The 22,817-nt window shown below is 66.5% G+C and carries 17 protein-coding genes; 11 read left to right on the top strand and 6 right to left on the bottom strand.

Translation table 11 applies throughout. The features are described from left to right. Nucleotides 1-43 precede the first annotated feature (43 nt). Nucleotides 44-1,582, bottom strand: a complete 1,539-nt coding sequence (locus ACZ1II_RS02185) for a vWA domain-containing protein (protein ID WP_465144166.1) — start codon at nucleotides 1,580-1,582, stop codon at nucleotides 44-46. A gap of 256 nt (nucleotides 1,583-1,838) precedes the next feature. Here ACZ1II_RS02185 and ACZ1II_RS02180 point away from each other — a divergent pair, with 256 nt between their 5' ends. The 11 genes from ACZ1II_RS02180 (at nucleotide 1,839) to ACZ1II_RS02130 (ending at nucleotide 15,189) form a co-directional block, all read left to right on the top strand. Beyond that, nucleotides 1,839-3,434: a DUF4153 domain-containing protein gene (locus tag ACZ1II_RS02180; protein WP_465144165.1), complete on the top strand. Its 1,596-nt coding sequence runs from the start codon at nucleotides 1,839-1,841 to the stop codon at nucleotides 3,432-3,434. 22 nt (nucleotides 3,435-3,456) lie between these two features. Further along, entirely contained in the window at nucleotides 3,457-4,188 is a 732-nt protein-coding gene (locus ACZ1II_RS02175) for a response regulator transcription factor (RefSeq protein ID WP_465144164.1), read from the top strand. Beyond that, on the top strand, nucleotides 4,185-5,798 hold the full coding sequence (locus ACZ1II_RS02170; RefSeq protein WP_465144163.1) for a sensor histidine kinase: 1,614 nt from the start codon (nucleotides 4,185-4,187) through the stop codon (nucleotides 5,796-5,798). The genes ACZ1II_RS02175 and ACZ1II_RS02170 overlap by 4 nt, the downstream gene beginning before the upstream one ends. A gap of 405 nt (nucleotides 5,799-6,203) precedes the next feature. Continuing rightward, nucleotides 6,204-6,695: an energy transducer TonB gene (locus tag ACZ1II_RS02165; protein WP_465144162.1), complete on the top strand. Its 492-nt coding sequence runs from the start codon at nucleotides 6,204-6,206 to the stop codon at nucleotides 6,693-6,695. Next, nucleotides 6,692-7,201, top strand: coding sequence for an RNA polymerase sigma factor (locus ACZ1II_RS02160; RefSeq protein ID WP_465144161.1), 510 nt, complete (start codon nucleotides 6,692-6,694; stop codon nucleotides 7,199-7,201). The genes ACZ1II_RS02165 and ACZ1II_RS02160 overlap by 4 nt, the downstream gene beginning before the upstream one ends. Nucleotides 7,202-7,300: 99 nt before the next feature. Further along, the gene (locus ACZ1II_RS02155; RefSeq protein WP_465144160.1) at nucleotides 7,301-8,278 is read left to right on the top strand and encodes a FecR family protein; all 978 of its coding nucleotides are present in this window, start codon (nucleotides 7,301-7,303) and stop codon (nucleotides 8,276-8,278) included. A gap of 131 nt (nucleotides 8,279-8,409) precedes the next feature. Then, entirely contained in the window at nucleotides 8,410-10,887 is a 2,478-nt protein-coding gene (locus ACZ1II_RS02150) for a TonB-dependent siderophore receptor (protein ID WP_465144159.1), read from the top strand. A 27-nt stretch (nucleotides 10,888-10,914) separates the two neighbouring features. Further along, on the top strand, nucleotides 10,915-12,480 hold the full coding sequence (locus ACZ1II_RS02145) for a PepSY-associated TM helix domain-containing protein (protein WP_465144158.1): 1,566 nt from the start codon (nucleotides 10,915-10,917) through the stop codon (nucleotides 12,478-12,480). Further along, complete coding sequence (locus ACZ1II_RS02140) at nucleotides 12,477-12,764, top strand: DUF3325 domain-containing protein (RefSeq protein ID WP_465144157.1); 288 nt, start codon at nucleotides 12,477-12,479, stop codon at nucleotides 12,762-12,764. The genes ACZ1II_RS02145 and ACZ1II_RS02140 overlap by 4 nt, the downstream gene beginning before the upstream one ends. Nucleotides 12,765-12,796: 32 nt before the next feature. Then, nucleotides 12,797-13,132, top strand: a complete 336-nt coding sequence (locus ACZ1II_RS02135; RefSeq protein ID WP_465144156.1) for a hypothetical protein — start codon at nucleotides 12,797-12,799, stop codon at nucleotides 13,130-13,132. Further along, on the top strand, nucleotides 13,132-15,189 hold the full coding sequence (locus ACZ1II_RS02130; protein ID WP_465144155.1) for a TonB-dependent receptor plug domain-containing protein: 2,058 nt from the start codon (nucleotides 13,132-13,134) through the stop codon (nucleotides 15,187-15,189). Before ACZ1II_RS02135 ends, ACZ1II_RS02130 begins: the two co-directional genes overlap by 1 nt. 23 nt (nucleotides 15,190-15,212) lie before the next feature. On the opposite strand, the gene ACZ1II_RS02125 is transcribed toward ACZ1II_RS02130, so the two are convergent. The 5 genes from ACZ1II_RS02125 to ACZ1II_RS02105 all read right to left on the bottom strand — a co-directional run bounded on the left by ACZ1II_RS02125 (nucleotide 15,213) and on the right by ACZ1II_RS02105 (nucleotide 22,590). Beyond that, nucleotides 15,213-17,606 carry a TonB-dependent siderophore receptor gene (locus tag ACZ1II_RS02125; protein ID WP_465144154.1) on the bottom strand — a complete coding sequence of 798 codons (2,394 nt, stop codon included), beginning with the start codon at nucleotides 17,604-17,606 and terminating at the stop codon, nucleotides 15,213-15,215. Nucleotides 17,607-17,666: 60 nt separating this feature from the next. Continuing rightward, entirely contained in the window at nucleotides 17,667-18,683 is a 1,017-nt protein-coding gene (locus ACZ1II_RS02120) for a FecR family protein (RefSeq protein WP_465144153.1), read from the bottom strand. Between the two features lie 28 nt (nucleotides 18,684-18,711). Beyond that, on the bottom strand, nucleotides 18,712-19,230 hold the full coding sequence (locus tag ACZ1II_RS02115; protein WP_465144152.1) for a sigma-70 family RNA polymerase sigma factor: 519 nt from the start codon (nucleotides 19,228-19,230) through the stop codon (nucleotides 18,712-18,714). Nucleotides 19,231-19,371: 141 nt separating this feature from the next. Continuing rightward, nucleotides 19,372-21,087: a malate dehydrogenase (quinone) gene (mqo, locus tag ACZ1II_RS02110; RefSeq protein ID WP_465144151.1), complete on the bottom strand. Its 1,716-nt coding sequence runs from the start codon at nucleotides 21,085-21,087 to the stop codon at nucleotides 19,372-19,374. A gap of 99 nt (nucleotides 21,088-21,186) precedes the next feature. Beyond that, nucleotides 21,187-22,590 carry an alginate export family protein gene (locus ACZ1II_RS02105; RefSeq protein ID WP_465144509.1) on the bottom strand — a complete coding sequence of 468 codons (1,404 nt, stop codon included), beginning with the start codon at nucleotides 22,588-22,590 and terminating at the stop codon, nucleotides 21,187-21,189. Nucleotides 22,591-22,817 lie beyond the last annotated feature (227 nt).

Raw genomic sequence — 22,817 nt, 5'->3', positions numbered from 1 at the left:
GCCGCCTCTGACGCAAGCGCGACCTCCCGACCGGGAAGACGCGCTATTCCGTCACCGCCATCGTCTCGCTTCCCCTGCGCGCCGCCAATCTGGTCAGTTCCACGAACTCCTGCCTCCAGTAATTCGTCTGATGCCCCGCCAGGTTCGCGATGTCGGTGTAGCCGAAATTGCCCAGCCGCGTGTCGTTCCGCAGCTTCTGCCCGAATGCGGCCACGGCGATGGCAAAGGCGGCATCGCCCCTCGGCGCCGTGGCCGCTGCCAGGCGACCTGCCGCCACGGGTGCCTCGATAAGCCGACTCTCGGTCCCATCCGGAAGCTTGTAGCGCAGCCGCACGGTCGCCGCCTCTGAGACATCGCCGGACGGCACCGGTGCCGCGACGGCGTTTGCAGCATATTTGCGCGCGGGCAGCCATCCCTGCCGATCGGCGGGTACGATCTCGTAGATTGCGGTCACCTGATGACCGGCGCCGATCTCGCCGGCATCCACTTTGTCGTCGGCGAAATCCTCTTCGCGCAAGGCGCGGTTCTCGTAGCCGATCAGCCGGTATTCGCCGACCACCGCCGGATTGAATTCGACCTGGACTTTCACGTCCTTGGCAATCGTGAACAGGGTTGAGGACAGTTCCTCGTCCAAGACCTTGCGGGCCTCCATGGCGCTGTCGATATAGGCGTGGTTGCCGTTGCCGAGATCGGCGACCGCTTCCATCATCGCATCGTTGTAATTGCCCTGCCCGAAGCCAAGGGTGGTCAGCGTGATGCCGTCCTCCCGGTTCCGGCGAACCATGTCCTCAAGCCCGTCCTGGTCGGACAGGCCCAGGTTGAAGTCTCCGTCGGTAGCCATGACGATCCGGTTGATGCCGCCGGAAATGCGGTGCGCGCGGGCAAGGTCGTAAGCCATCGACAGCGCCGGACCACCCGCGGTTCCGCCCCCGGCCTGCAAGCCGGACAGCGCCGCCCTGATCGCCGCGGGATCGTGACTGCCCTCGATCAGCGTCTCCACCGATCCCGAATAGGTAATGATGGAAATGCTGTCGTCCGCCCGCAGACCCTCCGCCAGGGTCGACAGCGCCTGCTTGACCAGCGGCAGCTTGTCCGGCGCGTCCATGGAACCAGATACGTCGACCATGAACACGAGGTTTGCCGCAGGCCGTTCTGAACGGGCGACATCGTATCCCCGCAAGCCGATACGCAGCAAACGGGTCTGCGGGTTCCACGGTGTGGTGGAAAGATCGGTGGTGACGCTGAACGGCGTGCTCCGGTCCACCGGCAGAGGATAGTCGTAGCGGAAGTAGTTGATCATCTCCTCGGTCCGCACCGCCTCTGCCGGAACCGCCTGACCGCCCATCAGCATGCGCCGCACATTAGTGTAGGAGCCGGTGTCGACATCGACCGCGAACGTCGAGACCGGCTCGCTCGCCGCGCGGTGGATCGGGCTGACCTCCCGGCCTGCGTAGCGCTCGCCGCTGTCGGCCTTCGGCGCGCTGCCTTCGTAGCCCGCATCGCCCCCCGGCCTCTCGCCCCCGCAGGCCGAGAGCATCAGGGCAGAGATCACGGGGAAGGACATGATCGCACGCAAACGCATATGTGTTCTCCACTGTATTGATGGAGAAGACGTAGTTCTGCAAAGACAGACAATACAAGCGCGCGATTACTGCCGACCGGACGCCTGCATTTCAGTTGAACCGGAACTATAGGCCCATCACGGCAGGTTCTCGCGCGATCTTTCCGTTCCTGCACGGCTTCTGCACCGCCCCTGCGCCGACAATTGACGGCCATGCCACGATGAACTGCGCCGCCCGCCGCGCAGGATAGTCCCCGTCATCCAGGGAGATACGCAAATGCACTTCGCCGCCGCCTTGGGCGCAAGCTTTCGCTGGAAGCTGGCAGTGGGCCTCACCTTCGTCGCCGTGGCGGACTGGCTCTGCTATCAGCGCGGCCTTGCCAACGGCGCGCTCGGCGTCCTTGCCCTCGCCCTTCTGGCGAGCATGCTGGCGGGGAGACCGGCGCTCCGCAAGAACAGGGCCGGGCTGGTTGCAGTCCTTGCCGCAACCGTCTTCGCGCTCGCGCTGGTCTGGGACCCGAGCGCGCTTTCCTGGACGCTGTTCTGGCTGGCTGCGGGAATGGCCACACTGCTTCCCAGGACGGGCCAGTTCGACGACGGCTGGCGCTGGATGCAGCGGCTCCTCTGGCAAGGTCTGCGCGCGCCTTTCGTTCCTCTGATCGATCTGCGGCGCCTCGCGAAAGTCCGTGCGGCGGGCCGCGGCAACCGCATCGGGCTGCGCCGTGCCGCTTCGCTGCTGACTTTGCCGCTGCTGGGCGGCGCGGTGATCGTAACCCTGTTCTGCATGGCCAATCCGATCCTGGCACAGGCAATCTCCTCGCTGTTCTCGATCGAGGCGACTTTCATGAACGCCTTGCGTGCGCTGCTCTGGACCCTGTTCTTCGTCATGGCCTGGAGCCTGCTGCGCCCCGGCCTGCTGAAACATCCCCTGCCCCTGTTCGACGGACGCGGCGAGGTGAGCCTGCCAGGGGTATCGCCCGCTTCGATTACGATCTCGCTGGTGCTGTTCAACGCGATCTTCGCGGTACAGAACGTGCTGGATGCGGCCTATCTCTGGGGCATGGCCACTCTGCCAGACGGCATGACTCTGGCCGACTACGCCCATCGCGGCGCCTATCCACTGATCGCCACCGCACTGCTGGCGGCGCTCTTCGTGCTCATCGCGCTGCGCCTCGGCTCCGAAACCGCACGATCGCCCGTGATCCGGCGACTGGTCACCTTGTGGATCGCGCAGAACATCGTGCTCGTCGCCTCGTCGATCCAGCGCACGGCCGACTATGTCGAGGCCTATTCGCTCACCCGGCTCCGGATCGCCGCGCTGGCGTGGATGGTACTCGTCGGCTTCGGACTCGCCACGATCTGCTGGCGCCTGCTGCGCGATCGCAGTTCGGCATGGCTGGTCAACGTCAATCTTGCCGCGACGGTGCTCGTGCTGACAGCTTTCTGTTTCCTTGACCTCGGCACGGTGGCGGCCCGCTGGAACGTGCGGCATGCCCGCGAAGTCGGCGGCGAAGGCGCCGCGCTGGACTTGTGCTACCTTGGTCAGCAAGGCGAATCCGCCCTGCTGCCCTTGCTCGAACTCGAACGGCGCCGCGATCTCCGGCCCGACTTTCGCGAGCGCGTCCACGCCGTCCGCGAGCAGGTGGAATACGACAGGCCGATGAACGGCAGCCTGCTCCATGCCCGCCGCCGCGAACAGGCCGCTGCCCTCGCCGCAATCTTGCCGCCGATCGATCTCGGCGACTTGGGCCGCCGATGCGACGGATCGCCGATCCCCGATCCCGTTCCCGTTCCGCCGGCTCCCTTCCCGGCCTCGGTCCCGCCTCTCCAACCCCAGCCGCAATCCCCGTTGCAAAGCGCTGCGCCGCGTTGACACGCGCCCCGAGGAAATGAACATGTCCGCCATGCCCGGCACGATCCTACTCGTCGACGACGACCCACATATCCGCCAATTGCTCGTCTTCGCCTTCGGCAAGGCCGGTCTCGACACCATCGAGGCCGGAGACGGCGAGGAAGCGCTGGCCCAGGTCGAACGCCATGACCCCGATCTGGTGGTCCTCGACATCAACATGCCGCGCATGGACGGGCTGGAGGTCTGCCGCCGCCTGCGCGCGACCAGCCAGGTGCCGATCTTCTTCCTGTCCTCGCGCGATGACGAGATCGACCGAGTGCTGGGCATCGAACTGGGCGGCGACGATTATGTGGTGAAGCCCTTTTCCCCGCGCGAAGTGGTCGCCCGCTCGATGGCGATCCTGCGCCGCACCGGCGCGCGGCACAGTTCATCCACGGGTCCTGCCGAAACCGTCGCGGTGTTGCGCCACGGCCTGTTGAGCCTCGATCCGGAAAGCTGGACCGCCCAGTGGCACGGCCATGACGTGGGCCTGACGGTCACCGAGTTCACCATCCTGCGCACCCTGCTCTCCGGCCCGACGCGCATCTTCTCGCGCGATCAGATCATCGACCGCCTGCGCGGCCCCGGCTTCGCGCTGACCGATCGCACGATCGACAGCCACGTCCGCAACTTGCGCCGCAAGTTCGCCGAGGTCGGCGGCAGCGATCTGGTCGAGACCCGTGCGGGGATCGGCTACCGTCTCGGCGCCTGCACCGGAGCGGCTGCGCAGGGATGATCCACAGGCGCTGGGCACGAACCAAGGCTTTCCTCGCCGGCCGCTGGCCGATCCTGCGCCTGCGCACGGTCCTGCTGGGAACGCTGCTGTTCGTCGCTGCGCTACCGGGATTCGGCGCGATATTCCTGCGCATCTACGAGAATGCACTGGTCCGACGGACCGAAGCCGAACTGGTGGCGCAAGGCGCCGCTCTCGCCGCCAGCGCCGCCGTCGTCGGCAGTGACATAGCCCTGTCGGCCGTTCCGCCCGCGCCCCCCGATCGCTACCACGACCGCATGACCGAAGTGGACTTGCGCTCCTCCCCGATCCTGCCGCCGCGCCCGCATGCACGGCCCGCCTCGTTCCGTCCCGATCCCGCCGCATTGGCAGTCGCCCGGCGCATGATGCCCGCCTTTCAGGAGACCAAGGTGACGACGCTCGCCTCGATCCTGGTGCTGGACCGGCAGGGCATCCTGCTCAACGGACGCGAGGCAGGCGGCAGCCTGGCAGCGCTGCCTGAAGTCCGTGCCGCGCTTGCAGGCAAGCCGACCACCGTTCTACGCGAAAACGAGGGCACTCCGACACGCCATGCACTCGACTGGCTGAGCCGCGCCGCGAACATCCGCCTCCACCATACCCGCCCCATCGTGGTGGACGGCAGGGTCGCAGGCGTCCTGCTGCTGTCCCGCTCACCCCGCGCCCTGGCGCTCGGCCTCTACGAGGATCGCGGCAAGATCGCGCTGGGAGTGGCGGCGATCTTCGCGATGCTGCTGATGCTTTCCGCCGTGCTGTCGCGCGCCATCGTGCGGCCGATCGAAGGTTTGAGCCGCGCCACGCGCGCGCTCGCATCCGGCCGCCGCGTCTCCACCCGCCAGCCGAGCCTGCAAGTCGTCGAGATCCGCGCGCTTTACGAAGATTTCGAGCAAATGGCCGATGCCATCGAGAAGCGCTCGCGGTACTTGCGCGATTTCGCCGCCTCGGTAAGCCACGAGTTCAAGACGCCGCTGGCAGGCATTTCCGGCGCCATCGAACTGCTCCAGGATCACGGTGCGCAGATGTCGCCGGCAGAGAGCGACCGCTTCCTGGCCAACATGGCCGCGGATGCCCGCCGATTGTCGCGCCTGGTCGGCCGATTGATGGAACTGGCCCGCGCCGACGTACTGGTCGGCGCGGCGGATGCGGCGGTCCTGCCCCATGCGGTGCTGCTGGCGGTCGCCGATGCGCTCTCGGCCGAGGATTTCGCAATTTCCGTGCATGTACCGGAAGGCGAAACGGCGGTTTCGATGGACGGCGATGCGCTGGAAGCCGTGCTGACCACGCTCGCCGAAAACGCCCGGCAGGCAGGCGCAACTCATCTCGACATCGCGCTGCGAAGCGGGTCGAGGATATCCTGCATCGACCTCGTCGATGATGGCCCCGGCGTTCCCGAGGCCGACCGGCTGCGTATCTTCCTGCCGTTCTTCACCAGCAGGCGGGAGTTGGGCGGCACCGGCCTCGGCCTGTCCATCGCCCGTTCCCTGCTGCAAGCCTACGGCGGCGAACTGGAACTCGTTGCTTCCGCGAAGGGCGCCCATTTCCGGATCACCTGCCTGAATCCGTTGGACCGATCGACGGGCACATCCGGCCATTAGGACCTGCCCGGTTCAAGACTGAAACCGGGTCAATCGTCGGGAACGATGGGCGCCCGGCAGGTCCCAAACGGCAAGCGCGCTCTGATCGCGGCGATGGGTCTCAATCTTGCCGGGGCGAGGCAATCCGCACACAACAGTGTTGCGATTAACTCGCAATAGTGTTTAAGCGCAGCCGATATGTCGCACGCTGCAGCAACCGGAATAGGCGCACCTGAGGGACGGAGCTGGGTCGCCATCTCGCGATTGACCTCCCTTGCCATAACGATTGCGCTTCACATCGCCGGGCTTCTCTTCGTGATCTATAGCCAGTTTCCGCGGGGTTCGGAGACGGCCTCACCGCGCAAGGAGCCGGTGATTACGCTTTACGACGTCCCCGCCCGCGCAGCACCGTCAAACCTACGACAGGTGGACGCAGCGACCGTTTCCGCCCGGATCGAAAGGCGCCCGCCCGCACAGCCGCCGGAATCGCAACGCATCGAAACGCCCATTACGGCAATGCCGCCCGTAACGCCGATAGCGCCCGGCGGAGCGGACATCGAAAGCCCGGCGCCCGGCGACCTCCCCCATGGCCGCGAAGCGGGCGACGCCGTTCAGGATTACCGCCAGGCCCTGTTCGCGCGGCTGGCCGAGCACCGGGACTATCCGGAAGCGGCGCGCCTAAGGAACTATCAGGGTGACGGCGCCGTGTCGTTTCGCATCGATCGCAGCGGCAACCTGCTGCACGCTTCGATGGAGCGTTCCACCGGCCGGGCCGTGCTCGATCGCGCCGCGCTGAGACAAGTTCGCCGCTCGGCGCCCTTTCCGCAGATTCCGGCGGAATTGCCCGACGAGCTTGTCGTCGCCATGCCGCTGCAGTTCCTGATCCTTCCGCCCGGCAGGCAAATGGCCGCGCGGTGACACTCAAGGCGCTTTCCCTGCTTGCCCGGCATCGCGCCGCGCTGCTGGCCAGCGTGCGGCGCCGGGTCCGACCTCCCGTCGAGCCTGCCGACATCGTGCAGGAAGCGCTCACCCGCGCCATTCCCGCGATCGAGGCCGGGCGGGTCGTCGATGTTTCCGCTTTCGTTCACGGGATCGCCCGCAACCTCAGCGCGGAAGCGATGCGCCAGCAGCAGCGGTGGTCGCGCTGGCTGGTCGATGCCGACCATACGGAGCATGTCGCAGACGACGCCCCCTCGCCCGAAGTCCATGCCGCCGGTCGCGACGAACTGGACCGTCTGCATGGGGCGATGGCGACACTGCCCCCGCGCTGCCGGGAGGTCTTCGCGATGCGCCATGTCGAGCTTCTGGAAAAGGCGGAGATCGCGGAGCGCCTCGGCATTCACGTAAAACAGGTCGAGAAGCAGTTGCGGCATGCCCTCGTGCTCTGCGCGCGCATTCTGGCCGAGCCGGGACAGGAAGATTAAAAATGCGAAGGCAGGGCGCCAAAACCGCGCGAACTCCGACTGAGCTTATGAAACGGCAAAACCGGATCATGATCCTGGAAGGCAGACGAGAGGTGAGCGATGTCGAGTGAAGACGACGGAGACGCCCCGCTCGGGACACCCGAGGAACAGGCGGCGGACTGGATCGTACGGCAGGACGGCACCGTGCTGGGCGAGGCGGAGCAGGCCGCTTTCGCAGCATGGTTCGCCGTGCCGGAACACCGCCGCGAATACGACCGGCAGAGCGCGGTCTGGCAGCGCTATCGCCGCATGGCCTCGCTGCCGATCCGCGAGGAGGCTCCCGAACGCCTGCCCCGGACCAGCCGCTGGCGGGTCGCGCGTACCGCAATCGGTGTTCGATTTGCCCTGCCTGCCGCCGCCGCGTTCCTTGCGGTGATCCTCATCGGCAGTGCCGAAGACTGGCCGACGCGGCTGCGCGCCGACTATTCCACCGGCATCGGGGAGCGGCGCAGCGTCACCCTTTCCGACGGCTCAGTCGCGACATTGGGGGCAGGTTCTGCCCTCAGCTTCGACAAGTCGGGCGAAGCGCGCGTGGCGACGCTGCTGAGCGGCGAAGCGCAATTCGAAGTGGCACGCGATCCGCGCCGTCCTTTCCGGGTCGAGACGGCGGAGGGCAGCGTGACGGCGCTCGGCACCGTGTTCACGGTGGCGGAATCCGGCGGGAATCCCGAAGTCGCCGTGCTGGAGCATAGCGTCGCGGTCCGCACCTCTGGCGGCGCCGAGGCGGTGGTGCGGGAAGGCGAAAGCACGTCCTTCACCGCGCGAGCCGTCGCCCGCCCGGTACGGTCGGACGTCCTGGCGGCTGCGGCCTGGACCCGCGGCAAGCTGATCGTCTCCGACCGGCCGCTCGGCGAAGTCGTCGCCATCATCGGCCGGCAGCGGCGCGGTTACTGGACCGTACGCGGCGATGCGGCGAAGCTGCGGGTGAACGGGGTCTACGATCTCGACCAGCCGCTCGCCGCATTGAACGCGCTCGAAAAGACGCTTGGCCTGCGGTCTATCCGCATTTCCAATCGGTTCATCATCGTCACGCGCTGAGGCCTTTCGGAACCGTCGCCGCAAATTTTTTCCCGCCGGGTAGGCGCCAAATGCCTCCTGCCTCCGACCTACCAAATGAGAGTGCGTCGCATCCGCATTAACACACTCGATTCATTCAGGGGTTTTCAGACATGAGGCAATTTTCCGCGCGGTCGCTGCTGGCTGCGGCATGGGCCGGCACGACGATGTTGACGGCAGTGGGGTTCACAGCAACCGCCGCGCAGGCACAACAGGCAGAGACCATGCGCCGCTACGAGATTCCGGCCGGATCGCTGGCGCAGGCACTGAACCGTTTTGCGGATCAGAGCGACGTGCAGATTTCCTATGAAGGTAAGCTGACGGAAGGCCGCGCGACACCGGGGCTGCGCGGCACGTTCCTGCCCCGCGAGGCGCTCTCCCGCCTGTTGGCGGGTTCCGGACTGGTCGCCCGCGCGGCGGATACCGGCACATTGACGATCGTACCGGCCACGGTCGGACGGCTGAAACTCGACCCGATGCGCATCCAGACCGTGGGCTATACGAACGAGGATGAGGACGACGAGACCAGCCTGGGTCGGCAGTCGGCCCGCGACAACGGGCCCATCGTGGTCAACGGCCAGCATGTCTCGCCCAATCTGGAAGCGGGTATCGGCCCCTGGGGCTCGCGCAGCATCGCCGACACGCCCTATTCGGTCACGGTGATGTCCAGCGAGCAGATCGAGAACACCATCGCCCGCGATCTCGACCAGCTCTACAAGATGAACCCGGTGGTGCAGACCAATGCGCCGACGACGATCTTCGGCTATCCCAACGTCCGTATCCGCGGTTTCGACAGCAGCACCGGCATCGTCGATGGCGTGCGGCTTTCGTCCTACACTTATGGCCTCTCGACCGAGGAGATCGAGAAAGTAGAGGTCATGAACGGCCTCTCCGGCTTCCTCTACGGCTCGGGCAATGTCGGCGGCGTCTCGAACTACGTGCTCAAGCGGCCGACTTACGAGCCGCTCGCCAATGTGGCGGTGGGCAATTACGGCGGCAGCCAGTACTTCGGCCATGTCGACCTCGGCGGCAGGATCACCAGCGACGAGACTCTGGCCTTCCGCTTCAACGGCGCCTACGCCGACGGCGGCACTTCCAAGGACGACCAGCACCTGAAGAAGTGGCTGGTGAGCGGCGCGCTCGACTGGAACGTCACCAGCAAGCTGCTGGTCCAACTGGAAGCCGCGCATACCTACTGGCATCTCGACCGGGTGGACACGCGCTTCTACACCAACGGCCTCGGCTACTGGCCCAATGCCTACGACAACTCGAAAACCTACACGCCGGGCTGGACCTACAACCAGACCACCTCCAACCGCATCGGCGCCAACGTGAAGTACCAGATCAGCGAAGCGGTCTCGCTGCGCTCGGCCTACATGTACAAGGAGGATGAGCGCGATTACGTGATCATCTATCCGATCGACACGCCCAATGGCTGGTCGACCTACAGCATTACCAAGACCTTCCCGTACGACACGATTTCGCAGGGCGCCTATACCTACCTCGATGTCGCGTTCGACACCGGCCCGATCGGCCACAAGCTGACGGTCGGCGGCTCTTGGGACACCTACAAGGAAGTGCGCCACGTCATCGGCAACGTGCCGGGCACTTATGCCGACGACACGCCTTATCCCCCCGGCGCCAATCTGACGCTGGACGAATTGCTGAACATGCCGACGCCGGTGTTCGACGGCGATCCGGGGCCGAAGTACAAGTCGACCGATTCGACCAACTTCAACGCGATCGTCGGCGACGACATCGCCTTCACCGACAGCCTGAGCGCGCTGGTCGGCTTCAATTACAGCACGATCCGCACCCGCAGCTACACGACGGCGGGGGCCAGATCGTCCGGCTACAAGAAGTCCGCGATCACGCCCACGGTCTCGCTGATCTACAAGCCCGTGCCCGCACTGACCACTTACGCCAGCTACATGGAGGCGATGGAGGCGGGGACGATCGTACCCAACGATCCCACGCTCTACACCAACCCCGGCGAGGTGATGGACCCGATCATCTCCAAGCAATACGAAGTCGGCGCCAAGTACGCCTTCTCCGACAAGCTGCTGGTCACCTCGGCGCTGTTCCGCATCGAGAAGGCGAACAGCTACAACGAGATCGCCTCGACCGGGATGATCACCATCAACCAGGATGGCAGGCAGGTCCATCAGGGCCTCGAACTGACGCTGGACGGCCATGTTACCGATCATCTGCGGATCGTGGCAGGCGGCACCTGGATGGAGCTCGGCATCGAGAAGGCCACCAATGCCGCGCTCAAGGGCAAGAAGCCGATCGGATCGTCCGCGCTGATGGCCAAGGCTTCGCTGGAATATGCGATCCCCGCGGTGGACGGCCTCGTGCTTTCGGGCGGCGCCTATTATTCCGGTTCGAAGTACCAGGACGCTGCCAATGCCAATCGGATCGACGGCTACACCCTGTTCGACGCCGGTATCCGCTACCGCACCGAAGCATTGGGGCGGCCGACCACCTTCAACCTCTACGTCAGCAACCTGACCAACAAGGACTACTGGTCCTCGTACTGGCAACTGGGCTTGCCGCGCACGATCGCGTTCTCGGCGCGGACGGAATTCTAAGGGGGCCGAGGGAGCGAGGATGCGATCATGAAGCAGGGTTTCCGCCAGTCGATGGCGTGGCTGCACACCTGGGTCGGACTGATCCCGGGCTGGATACTCTACATCGTCTTCCTGTTCGGGACGGTGGCGTTCTTCCAGTACGAGATCGATGCCTGGATGCGGCCCGAACTACCGTCCGGCACGGCGGTGACCCCGCGCGCGCTCGACGCCGCCGACGCGCTTCTGCGCCGACGCGGCGCGGGCGCGGAAAGCTGGAACGTATCCTTGCCCCATGCACGCGGCGGGACCGGCCTTTCCGTGTCCTGGCGCGTCGCGGGACAGGACCGGCACGACCGCAAGGAGATCACGCTCGATCCCCAGACCGGGCGCGAACTCGGCGTGCGCGAGACGCGCGGCGGGTTCTTCCTCTACCGCATGCATTTCGACCTGCATTACATCTCTGTGCGCTGGGCGCGCTATCTGGTCTGCGTGGCGGCGCTGGCGATGCTGGTGGCGATCCTTTCGGGCGTGGTGACGCACAAGAAGATCTTCACCGACTTCTTCCAGATGCGTTTCGGCAAGGGGCAACGCTCCTGGCTCGACGCGCATAACGCCACCGGGGTGCTGGCGCTGCCGTTCCATGTGATGATCACTTACACCGGTCTCGTCACCTTGCTGTTCACGCTGATGCCCTGGGCGATCAGTGCGAACTTCGCGGACCGCGAGGCCTTCTACGCCGCCTCCAGCCCCCGCCCGGACGAGCGCGAGGCCAGCGGCACTCCCGCGCCGACAATGCCGCTGGCCCGGATGGTCGCCGTGGCCGAACGCCAGTGGCAGGGCGTCCGGCCCGCCTACATCACCATCGAGCACCCCGGCGACCTGAACGCCACCGCCCGCCTCTACCCCGAGCGGACCGACTGGGGCAGCGGCCGTCGCAGCGCGATCTACATCGACGCCGCGCAGGCCCGCGTCATCCCGCTTCCCGAGCCTGTGGAAGGCGGCGCGGGCAAGACCCGCGAGGTCATGGTCGACCTGCACACCGGCTGGTTCGCCGGGATCGGCCTGCGCTGGCTCTACTTCCTTTCCGGCATAGGCGGCACCGCGATGTGCGCCACGGGCCTTGCCCTGTGGTGCGTCAAGCGCCGCACCAAGCTGCCCGACCCGGCCCGCCCGCATTTCGGCTTCCGGCTGGTCGAGCGGCTGAACATCGGCTTCATCGCCGGAGCGCCGGTCGGCATCGCCGTCTACTTCCTCGCCAACCGCCTGTTCCCGACCGCGATGGCAGAGCGCGCAGAGTGGGAAGTCGACGGCCTGTTCATCGCATGGGGGGCGATCTTCGCCTGGACTCTGGCCCGGCCCGCCAAGCGCGCCTGGGTGGAAGCGCTCGGCAGTGGCGCCGTGCTGTTCGCGCTGGTGCCCATCGTCAACGCCGCGACCACCTCGCGCGGTCTCGGTCCGAGCCTCGATCGCGGCGATTGGGTCTTCATCGGTTTCGACCTGACGATGATCGCGGTCGCCGCTGCCCTCGCCTACACCGCGCGAAAAGTGCTTCGCCACCAACCCAAGGCCGTACCGGCCCGGCGCAGACGCAATACGGCGGAGGCTGCAGCATGATCCATCTCGCCATCGCCCTGCCCGCACTGCTGGGCTTTGCCCTGCTACTGCTGGCCATGGCCCGCCAACAGCAGGACTGGCTCCGCCGCAAGCTCTCTCCGCCGAAGTCCAGGGCGCTGCGCCGAGGCGGTTTCGTTGCTCTCACGCTGGCCTTCGCCGCCGCCGGGTTCGGACTCGGCTGGGCTTACGGCACGGTGGTCTGGTGCGGATGGCTGAGCATGGCCGCCGCGCTCGTACTGACCGCCCAGACCAACCGCGAACGCATCCTGCGCCTGTTCTCCTGATCCTCATGTCCCCGCAATCGAAAGAGCCTGCCATGACCCCTCCCGCGACGCCAAGGTCGTCCCCTTCGTCCGGCGTCGCGGCCGGTGCGCGCCGTCATCGTCTGGCTGTGACGGCGCGCACTCTGGCGGGCACGCTCGGCGCCTATGGACTGACAGTGCAGATCACCGTCGTTCTGTCCTTCCTCCTCGCGCTGGCGGGTATGGACCGCGCCGAAGCGGTAGTGGCGACCACGCTCGCCAGCTTCGCGGTGTTCGCCGCCATATCCATGGCGGTCTTCCATGCCCGCAGCGCATGCCGCGCCTGCCTCTGGCTGATGGGCGCCGCCGTCCCGCTTTTGCTTCTCCAATGGGTGCTGAGTCCGCTTTGATGAATGCCTTTTCCGTGATGCTTGCAGGCGTGGCCGCCACGACCTCGCCCCTCGATGACACCCGCCCCCCGGAGCGGCTCGGCCAGGAAGCGCCGCCCGCCATCGTCCCGGTCGGCCCCGACCCGGTCTATCCGGCCGAATTCTACAAGCCGTTCCAGCCCCAGACCGCGCTCGACATGCTCGAACGCACCCCCGGCTTCCTCCTCACCGAGGGGACTTCGGTGCGCGGCTTCGGCGGGGCTGCGGGCAATGTCCTGATCGACGGCCAGCGCCCGACTGTGAAGGGCGGCGGCATCACCGAAGTCCTGCGCCGCATCGCCGCATCGCGCGTGGAGCGCGTGGTCCTGCTGCGCGGCACCGACGCCGCCGAAGCGCAGGGCCAGACGCTCGTGGCCAACCTGATCCTGCGCGCCGATGCCGGGGGATCGGGCAATGCCTCGCTCACCCTGAGCCACACGGCAGACGGCCGCATTTCGCCTTCCGCGCGCATCAGCCACGCCCGGCGCATCGCCGGGTGGCAGACCAATATCGAGCTTTCCGGCGAACTGGTGCGCTTCCCCACCGACGGCACTTATCTCGACCGCGACGCCGCGGGCAGCCTCACCCGCACCCGGCAGGAGCATATCGCGGGCAAGGCGCCCGAATACGGACTGGCGCTCAGCACTTCCGGCGCGCTGGCGGGCGGCACGCTGACAGTGAACCTGCGGCTCAACAAGGACGGCTATTCCTCCAGGCGCGGCATCGACATCTTCGAAGGCCCCGCAGATGAAGCACCCGATGCCCGGCGCGACATCGCCTACGACGAAAAGGGCCGCAGCGGCGAACTCGGCCTCGACTGGACCCGCCGCCTCGGCTCGGGCTGGTCCGCCAAGCTCGTCGGTCTCGGCCGGATCGAGCGCTACACCACCGACGAGGACTATATCGAGGCCGACTATCGCGGCCTCTCCTCGCGCCTCCAGAAGCCGAGCGAGTTCGTCGCCCGCACTACTGTCACCCGCGAGGGCAACCATCCCGTCCGTCCCGAATTCGGCGGCGAGATCGCCTACAACCGCCTGTCGAGCCGATTGGACTATGCGGAAGACACCGGCAGCGGCCTGATCGCCATCCCGCTCGCCAACGACCGCACCCGTGTTTCGGAAATGCGCGGCGAGGCTTTCGCCAACCTCACCGTCCGGCTTACCGGCCATCTCAATCTCGAATCCGGCATGGCCGTGGAGTTCTCCCGCATCCGGGTGACGGGAGAGGCGGCGCAGGAGCAGAGCCTGTCCTATCTCAAGCCCTCGGCAGCGCTGGTCTGGTCGCCTTCGGGCAGCACCCAGCTTCGCCTCGGCGCCCGCCGGACCGTCGACCAGCTGGACTTCGGCGATTTCGCGGCTTCCGTAAACCAGGCCGACGGGCGCCCGCTCGGCGGCAATTCGGGGCTGCGCCCGGCCCGCGTGACGCGCGCCCTCGCCCGCCTAGACCACCGCTGGGGCAAGGGCGGCGCGATCGCGCTGGAAGCCTATCACCAATGGCACACCGGCCTGCTCGGCTATCTGGTCCTTCCCAGCGGCGACGAGGCGCTCGGCACGATCGGCAATGCCCGGCAATGGGGTATCACCGCGCAAGGAACGCTGCCGCTCGACCGCCTACTGAAAGGCGCCCGGCTCACCGTTGACGGCACCTGGCGCGGTTCCCGCCTGCACGATCCGGTGACGGGCCGAAACCGGGTGATGGACGATATTCCCAAGCAGAGCCTGACGGCCGAATTCCGCCACGATCTTCCCAGGCTGAAGTCGTCCTGGGGCCTGACCTGGACCGCACCGGAAGAAGCCAGAATCTTCTACACCGGCGAAGTCCTGCACTGGCGCGATCATGCCCTGTGGGGCGCCTATGTCGAGACGACGGCGCTGGCCGGTTTCAAGATGACCTTGCGAGCCGCCGCCTTCAACGGCCAGGACGACGAACGCCAGCGCCGGTTCTATGCCCCAAGCCGGGCAGGCGCGATGAGCGGCAGCGAAGGCCGCGCGCAAAAATCAGGCGCCGTGCTGTCGCTGACGCTGGCGCGTGCCTTCTGAGGGTTTCATGGGGCACATCACGGTTAGAACCGCGCGCGCAAGGTCCCCATCACCCGGCGCGGCGTGCCTGGATAGAGGTTGTTGTCGCCCTGCACGGCCTCCACGAAGAAGCGATCCGTCAGGTTCTCGGCATTGACGGCCAGTTCCCAATGCGGGTCGAAGGCGTAGCGGATGGAGGCGTCGTAAGTCTTGTAGCCGGCGATGGCGAAGCGGTTTTCCAGATCGACCTCGCGCTTGCCGACCACGCGGATGCCGCCGCCCAGCGTCAGCCCCGCAAGCGCACCGGCCGAGAAGCCGTAGGACGTCCAGAAACGCCCGCTGAACCGGGGCACGCCGGTTAGGCGATTGCCCACGGCATAAATGTTGTCCCGCGCGATCTCGGCATCGAGGTGGCTGGCATTCGCGATCACGTTCCAGCCGGGCAGGATTTCGCCGGTCACGTCGATCTCCAGGCCGCGCACGCGTTGTTCGCCGGTGAGCACCGAGAAGTCCGGATCGTCGCGATCTTCGGTGGCGACATTGCGCTTGGCAATCCGGAAAGCCGAGGCCGAGATCGACAGGCGATCCAGCAGGTCCAGCTTCACCCCTCCCTCGAACTGCTCGCCACGTTCGGGAGCAAGCGGCCTGCCGTCGGCAAGCCGGCCCTGCTGCGGATGGAAGCTCTGGGTATAGCCGAAGTGGAATGCCAGCGAAGGGCCAGGCTGGTAGACAAGGCCGGTACGAACCGTCAGCGCGTCATCGTCCGTCGGGGTCTCACCGCCGCCCAGCCGGTCCCAGGTATGCGATTTCGTGCGGTCGCGGCGTAGCCCGGCCAGCGCCTTCCAGTGCTCCCCCAAAGCAATCTGGTCCTGAAGGTAGAAGGCCCAATTGCGCAGTTTGTAATCGTAAACGCTGTTCACCGCCGCGACTGGCACCGCGGTCAGACCGCGAACCGGCTCGGCCATGCCGATCGCAGCGATATCGGCGCGGGCCGACCGGAATGCGAAATCGCCCCGGTCATGCGCCGCGCCTGCCATGATGCGATGCTCCAGCGGCCCGGTGAATGCATCCACCAGCGCCTCGAAACGCATCGCAAGGTCCTGCGATTTCTCGCTGCGGTTGGTGATGCGGCGGCGGACTGCGGCGTCCGCCACGCCCTGAAGGTCAACCGCATTGCGATCCCGCACATGCGCGGCGCTGCGACGCCCGGCGAAGCGCAGCACCAGCCACGGATTGACCTGGCGCTGCGCGGCAAGGCCCAGCATCAGCTTTTCCGCGCCGGTAACGGACCATCGTTCGCCATAGTAGCTACGGGCATCGTGGACGTAGTTCCCGTCCTCGCCGGCAATCAGCCCGCGGTCGAACGGCACTTTCTGATCCACGTGATCGGCCGTAAAATCGACGCGCGTCAGGCTGTCCGGCTGCCAGCGCAGCGCCGCCGCGCCGAAGGCACGTTCGCTCCTGCGGGCGCCGTCGCGAAAGCCGCCCCCGGTCTGGATCGCACCCGTCACGCGCGCGGTCAGCCTGGACGCAGCATCGAGCGGGCCGCTCACCGACATTTCGCCGCGCCAGAAATCGAAGCTGCCGCCCTGGACACTGCCGTCGAAGTGGAATTCATCGGACGGCGCACGGGTGACGATGTTGATGATACCGCCCGGCTCGCCAAGGCCGACCATGACCGACGCAGGCCCCTTGAGAACTTCCACCCGCTCGACATTGGCAAGGTCGAGGAAGGCTTCGGGGCGGTCCATGGTGCTGGTCAGGGGAAAACCGTCGATAGCATAGCGCCCACTGACGAAGCCGCGAATGCTGTAGCTTTCGGAACGGTTTCCCGCTGTTCCGCTGAGCTGTACGCTGGAAACGTTCTGGATCACATCGGTGAGGCGCACGGCGGACTGATCCTCGATCACCGCGCGCGGGACGATCTGGATCGACTGGGGAACATCGCGAATGGCCGTTTCGGTGCGCGTGGCAGTGGCGCTGAGGGTGACGCGATAGCCGCGAGCCAAGCCGGTGGCGGCGCCCGTCTCGCCCGCCTCGGCGCGCGCGTGCGAGGTTATCGTCCCCTGCACCCGCACCGGGCCGAGAACGGTCGTGCCCTCGGTTTGCGAAGTGCGGACCAGGCGTACCGAAGCGGCTCCCGTCTGCCGATAGCTCAGGCCGGTACCCACCAGCATCGCCGCCAGCGCCTCGCCCGCGGGCCGCTTGCCGGATATTGCCGTGGAGATGCGACCTGCCACATCGCCAGGCTCGTAACCGACCTGCATGCCGGATTGGCGCATCCAGGCAACAAGTGCATTCTCCAGCGGCTGCGCGGGGATGTCATAGCCGCGGTTCCCGACCTCCTGCGCGATCGCGACTTGCGGCAGAACCGTCGCGAGAGGTAGCGAGGCACTCGCGAGAAAGCCGGATGCAAGACGTGCCGAAACCGAATTCATGTCAACTCCCGCATCGCCCAAAGACCGTGCCCCCCGTCGGCAAGCCCACCGATGGCGCGATCAGTCGGCGCCGCGCCTGACGACCAGGATGCCGCCGGGCAGGCGGACGCACTCCAGCCCGCGCATCGAGGCCAAAGTGTCCAGCGCCTCCTCGGGCTTGTCGGTGCGAAAGATGCCGCTGATCGGCGGCTCTGCGGAAAGATTTCCGACGATGAAGACCGGAGCGCGGCGATAGCGGGCCAGAGCGCGGATCGCTGCGCGCAGCGGAACCTCACGCAGCAGCAATTCGCCGCGCCGCCAATCCGCGATGCGATCGGCGGGCACCGTTCCAATCGCCCGGCCCCTGCCGTCCGCACCGATTTCCGCGATCTGGCCGGCGCGCAGGACCAGATGATTTCCCGCTTCCAGTTCGGCCACGCCCTCGGTCACACCGACGCGGGTGTTCGGGCCCGTGTCGTCGACCTCGAAAGCCGTGCCGATATCGCGCACGACACCGCCCGCCGCCGCGACGCGGAAAGGGCGGGCGTCGCCGTGGCGAACGGCAAACCAGGCCCGCCCCTGCAACAGACGGATCGTGCGGCCGCTACCGTCGTAATCGATGGCAATGGCGCTATCGCTGTCCAGCACTGCCCGCGATCCGTCCGCCAGCGGCACTTCGCGAAGCTCACCCGCAGCACTGCGCGCATCGGCGCGCGCCCAGAGCCAGGCCGAGGGAGCGGCAAACCACGCAAACGCCGCTGCCGCCGCAATCGGCAACAGCAGCGCAGGCCGGAAGCGCCGTGCCCCCGCCGGCTCAGTTCCGGCTTCGGGCGCAAGTTCGAAAGCGCTCCGCAAGGCTTCAAGATCCTGCCAGGTCTGGCGCTCGCGCAGAAAGGCCGCACGATTGCGCGGATCGGCGGAAATCCAGCTGTCGAAGGACTGCAACTCTTCCACGGTCATCGTCTGGGATGCAAGGCGCACCACCCATGCGCGCGCCTGTTCACCGCGCATATCGGCCGTATCGTTGCCCTGCATTTCCATGATCGCCCTGATCTCTCCACCCATGACACTGACTAGACGCGCGGCGGACCGGGCCACCCAACCCGCCATTTCCGAATAATCGCCATTACAATTCCGGATCGCGCCCCTCGCGCGCTGCCGCAAGGGCGCCGAGTGCCCGGCGAATGTGGTTCTCCACCGTTGTGGTGCTGATCCCCAGCCGCCTTGCGATGGCCGGCTGGCTTTCCCCCTCGAAGCGATTGAGGCGAAAGATCGTACGCGTGGGTTCGGGCAAGGCGAGCGCGGCGGCCCGCACCCGTTCGAGCATAAGCGTGGAATCGACGATGCGGTCCTGCCCCGGTGCTTCGTCGCGTTCCGTCAGGATCGCCTGCACGGCATCGGCCAGAGCGCCGCGCCGCTGCTGCGAACGCCGGAAATCAAGCGCGAGATTGCGTGCAAGGCGGAAGAGGTAGGCGCGCTTGGACAGGATCGGGCGATCGTCTTCCATCGCCTGCACTTTCAGCCAGATCGACTGGACGACTTCCTCCGCGTCGGCGGGATCTTCGACGATCCGGCCAACCCGGCGCAGCAGGGCGGCACGTTCGGTAATGACAAGATTGGCAAGAACGGCCGCGTTTCCACCCATGGAAGCGCGCGTAATGCTATTGCGACGGACATGCAATATCGGCCTTCCCCAAAGGATTGCCGCACTGTTTCCCCCGCGTGAAATAGACCGTCAGCCCCGAGGACTGCGCCGGGCGAGGAGGCCGCCCGGCGCACTATTCCCTTACAGAGCTTGTTGTTCCCGGTTGAGATTCCGTCCCTCGGCAGGGGCGGGAGTGGCCGAAGCCGGAGCCGACCCGAGGTTTTCCGGAACCGCGATGTACGGCAGACCAAGGCGCTCGCTGGTCATCCGGCGAATGCTGTTGGTCAGCGCCGGGCTGTCGTTCAGCTTCTTCCCGTAGGAAGGAACCATCTGGCGAATGCGCTGGCCCCAGGCGCCCTTCATCTGCTGCGGGAACGCCTTTTCCATGACCACGATCATGATGCCGGGCGAAGTCGAGGCACCCGGCGATGCTCCCAGCAGCGCGGCGATGGTGCCGTCCTTGTCGGTCACGATCTCGGTGCCGAATTGCAGGACGGTTCCCTTCTTGGGGTCGCGCTTGATGATCTGGACGCGCTGACCCGCCGTGACGAGCTTCCAGTCCGCGCGGCGGGCCTTGGGGTAGTACTTGACCAGTTCGGCCTGCCGGTCGGCGTCCGTCAGCATCGCCTGCTGCGAAAGGTAGCGCACGAGGTCCAGATTCTCGGCACCGACCTTGACCATGCCGCCGACATTGTTGTTGTTCACCGAACCGAACAGATCGGTCCACGATCCGTTCTTCAGGAACTTGGTGCTTTGCAGTGCGAAGGGTCCGAACAGCGTCACGTCATGCCCGTCGAGCTTGCGCGCATCGAGGTGCGGCACTGACATCGGCGGCGAACCGGCCTCGGCCTTGCCGTATACCTTCACGTCGTGACGCCCCGTGACGGCGGGCGACTGGAACGCCAGGAACTGGCCGCCGACCGGGAAGCCCGCATAGTTCTTCGCTTCCGGAATGCCCGAAAGCTGAAGCAGCTTGAGCGAGGCACCGCCCGCACCGATGAAGACGAAGCGCGACTTGATCGTCGCGTCCTGCCCGGTCTTGAGATCGCGGACGGTCACGTTCCATGTCTTGTCGGCATTCTGGCGCAGGCCGCGCACTTCGTGGGACAGCTGCATGCGGAAATTCGGATTGCGCAGGAGAGCACTTGTCAGCTGGCGGGTGATGACGCCGAAGTTCACATCGGTGCCGAGCGGCATGTACGTCGCGGCGACCTTCTGGGCCGGATCGCGGCCGTCCATCACCAGCGGCGCCCACTTGCCGATCTGGGCATGGTCCTGCGAATACTGCATGCCGTAGAACAGCGGGTTCTTCACCAGCGCCTGCTGGCGCTTGTGCAGATAGGCGATGTTCTCATCGCCCCACACGAAGCTCATGTGCGGCGTCGGGTTGATGAAGGCGGAAGGCTTCGGCAAGCGGCCCTCAGCCACTTCATGGGACCAGAACTGGCGCGAGACCTCGAACTGCTCGGCGATGTCGATCGCCTTTTCGGTCGCGATCGAGCCGTCCTTGTTTTCCGGCGTGTAGTTCAGCTCGGCGAACCCGGAGTGGCCGGTGCCCGCATTGTTCCAGCCGTTCGAGCTTTCCGCCGCGACCTTGTCCATGCGTTCGAACAGACGTACCTTCCAGCCCGGCTCCAGTTCCTGGAGATACGTGGCCAGGGTGACGCTCATGATGCCGCCGCCGATCACCACGACATCGACGGGCTTCTCGTTCTCGGCCACAGGTACCGCGCCGAAATAGAGCGGGCGATAGAGAAACGCCACGAAGGCGAGCAGCAGCGCGAGGACCACGCCCCCGGCAATCTTGAGGCCGCGCCGGGAGCGGCGTCGCGGCTCCGGTCTGGATCGATCGTTCATGTGTCGGTTCTTTCGATTAGCGAAGGGTTTATCGGTTTTCGAGCGGTGTGAAGCGGATCAGGGGGGCTGACGAGATCGGAGCGCATGATCCGGTCCCCGTCAGAAACGCAGGTTGAGCCAGGCGGCGAAGAAGTCGGAATTGCCGTATCCGGCGCGCGTGAGCACGGGTCCGGCATCGAGATGCTCATAGCGCCCGGTGATCGAGACGCGCGGCGTGATCGACCAGACCACCTGCGCGCGCAGGGATTCGCCGATCTTGCGGCCCGCGACCCGCTCCGTGCCGACATAGGCGGAGCGGTTGGCGCGGTAGACGGCATCGCGCGCATCGGCCCGCCAGGCGAACTGGTATTCCAGCAGGGCGCGCACGCCGGGAAGCGGCGCAAGCGAGAGCGTGGGCGCGACGGTTTGCAGGTTGGTGGGGGTGAGCGCCAGCTGGTAGCTGTAATAGACGTTGTTGCCGTGCGGCGTCGTTGCCGCGGTCAGCTTGCCCGATGCATAGCCGCCGCCATCGGCATGATCGGCATGGAACCCGATGCTCGGCGACAGCGGCAGGCCCTGAAGCTTGTAGGATTGGGCCAGGAAAACCTGCCAGGCATCGATCTCGCGCCCGTCGAAACGGCCGGACTGATGGTTGACCGTCCAGTCGATCGCCCAGCGGCCCGCCTCTCCCCACAGCCGCGCGCCGGTGAACATGCGCTCCTCGCGCCCGGAGGTACCGCCGCGAGCGATATCGCGGCTCCGCAGGCGCCAGACGAACGGATCAAGGTAGAGCCGCGATCCGCCAAGCGCCTGCGCCGGGATGCGCAGGCCCGCGGTGAATCCCGAAAAGCGCTGCCCGTGATCGACCCTGTCGTCGCCCGCGCCGCCGGTGCCCAGCCGCGTCGGCTTGAGGTCGAACGCATCGACCCGTACCCTCCCGGTACGCGCCCAGACCCGCACGCCGTTCAGCGCATAGCGGATCGCATTGTTGTCCCGCTGCGCCGTCAGCAGCGGGCTGCCGTCCATGAACTCCTGCCGGCCGTAACGCAGGCCGAGGTCGACACCGCCAAGCCGCGCCTTCGCCTCTGCGAAGGATTGCTGAACGACGAGATCGTTGCGCATCGCACCGGCGGGGCTGCCGATATTGTGGCCCGAAATCCCGGCATGGACCAGTTCGCCATAGAACCGCAGATGCGGACCGACGTGCAGATCGGCAGCGCCCATAATGCGGGTCATGTCCTGCCGCTGGTCGCCCGCATTGCGCAAGTTCAGGTTGGCGGTGCGGTTCATCCGCAGCCGCAGTTCACCGCTGAGCGACAGGTACACCTCGCCATCGCCGTCAAGCGGCAGGAATTTCAGGCGGTCGAGCGGATCGTCGCGGCGGGCGGGATCGCGATAGCCGCGCCAATCCTCCGCCCATCGGGACTGGGCATACCCTTTCGAAACGCTGCCTTCGCCGACTGCCCCGACCGGGTAGGTCTCGGCATCGGCCTCGGCGGCCTCCGCCGGAGAACAGGCGGCGATGGCACAGACGCAGGCACCAAGGCTAAGGCGCGCCGTCTTGCGCGCGTGAACTGTCGGCACGATCGAAGCCCCCTCAGGCGGGAACCAGCCGCGCCGCGGCAAGGCGGGACGTGCGCGAGAAGCGGTCGTGCCGCAGGATTCGGATCGGAGAACAGGCAGGCATGGCAACGGTCTTTCCAGCCCGGCCGAACTCCGCATGGGAGCACATCGTACCGGGTACGGTTGAT

It is taken from the genome of Novosphingobium sp. BL-S-20, assembly GCF_055521635.1.
This window is presented reverse-complemented; position numbering and strand designations above follow the sequence as displayed.

What these genes read in the sequence shown, in the direction of transcription:
- ACZ1II_RS02130 (WP_465144155.1), top strand. Translation starts at nt 13,132, where the DNA reads ATGAATGCCTTTTCCGTGATGCTTGCAGGCGTGGCCGCCACGACCTCG.
- ACZ1II_RS02135 (WP_465144156.1), top strand. Translation starts at nt 12,797, where the DNA reads ATGACCCCTCCCGCGACGCCAAGGTCGTCCCCTTCGTCCGGCGTCGCG.
- ACZ1II_RS02140 (WP_465144157.1), top strand. Translation starts at nt 12,477, where the DNA reads ATGATCCATCTCGCCATCGCCCTGCCCGCACTGCTGGGCTTTGCCCTG.
- ACZ1II_RS02155 (WP_465144160.1), top strand. Translation starts at nt 7,301, where the DNA reads ATGTCGAGTGAAGACGACGGAGACGCCCCGCTCGGGACACCCGAGGAA.
- ACZ1II_RS02170 (WP_465144163.1), top strand. Translation starts at nt 4,185, where the DNA reads ATGATCCACAGGCGCTGGGCACGAACCAAGGCTTTCCTCGCCGGCCGC.
- ACZ1II_RS02115 (WP_465144152.1), bottom strand. Translation starts at nt 19,230, where the DNA reads ATGGGTGGAAACGCGGCCGTTCTTGCCAATCTTGTCATTACCGAACGT.
- mqo (WP_465144151.1), bottom strand. Translation starts at nt 21,087, where the DNA reads ATGAACGATCGATCCAGACCGGAGCCGCGACGCCGCTCCCGGCGCGGC.
- ACZ1II_RS02125 (WP_465144154.1), bottom strand. Translation starts at nt 17,606, where the DNA reads ATGAATTCGGTTTCGGCACGTCTTGCATCCGGCTTTCTCGCGAGTGCC.
- ACZ1II_RS02185 (WP_465144166.1), bottom strand. Translation starts at nt 1,582, where the DNA reads ATGCGTTTGCGTGCGATCATGTCCTTCCCCGTGATCTCTGCCCTGATG.
- ACZ1II_RS02175 (WP_465144164.1), top strand. Translation starts at nt 3,457, where the DNA reads ATGTCCGCCATGCCCGGCACGATCCTACTCGTCGACGACGACCCACAT.
- ACZ1II_RS02150 (WP_465144159.1), top strand. Translation starts at nt 8,410, where the DNA reads ATGAGGCAATTTTCCGCGCGGTCGCTGCTGGCTGCGGCATGGGCCGGC.
- ACZ1II_RS02145 (WP_465144158.1), top strand. Translation starts at nt 10,915, where the DNA reads ATGAAGCAGGGTTTCCGCCAGTCGATGGCGTGGCTGCACACCTGGGTC.
- ACZ1II_RS02180 (WP_465144165.1), top strand. Translation starts at nt 1,839, where the DNA reads ATGCACTTCGCCGCCGCCTTGGGCGCAAGCTTTCGCTGGAAGCTGGCA.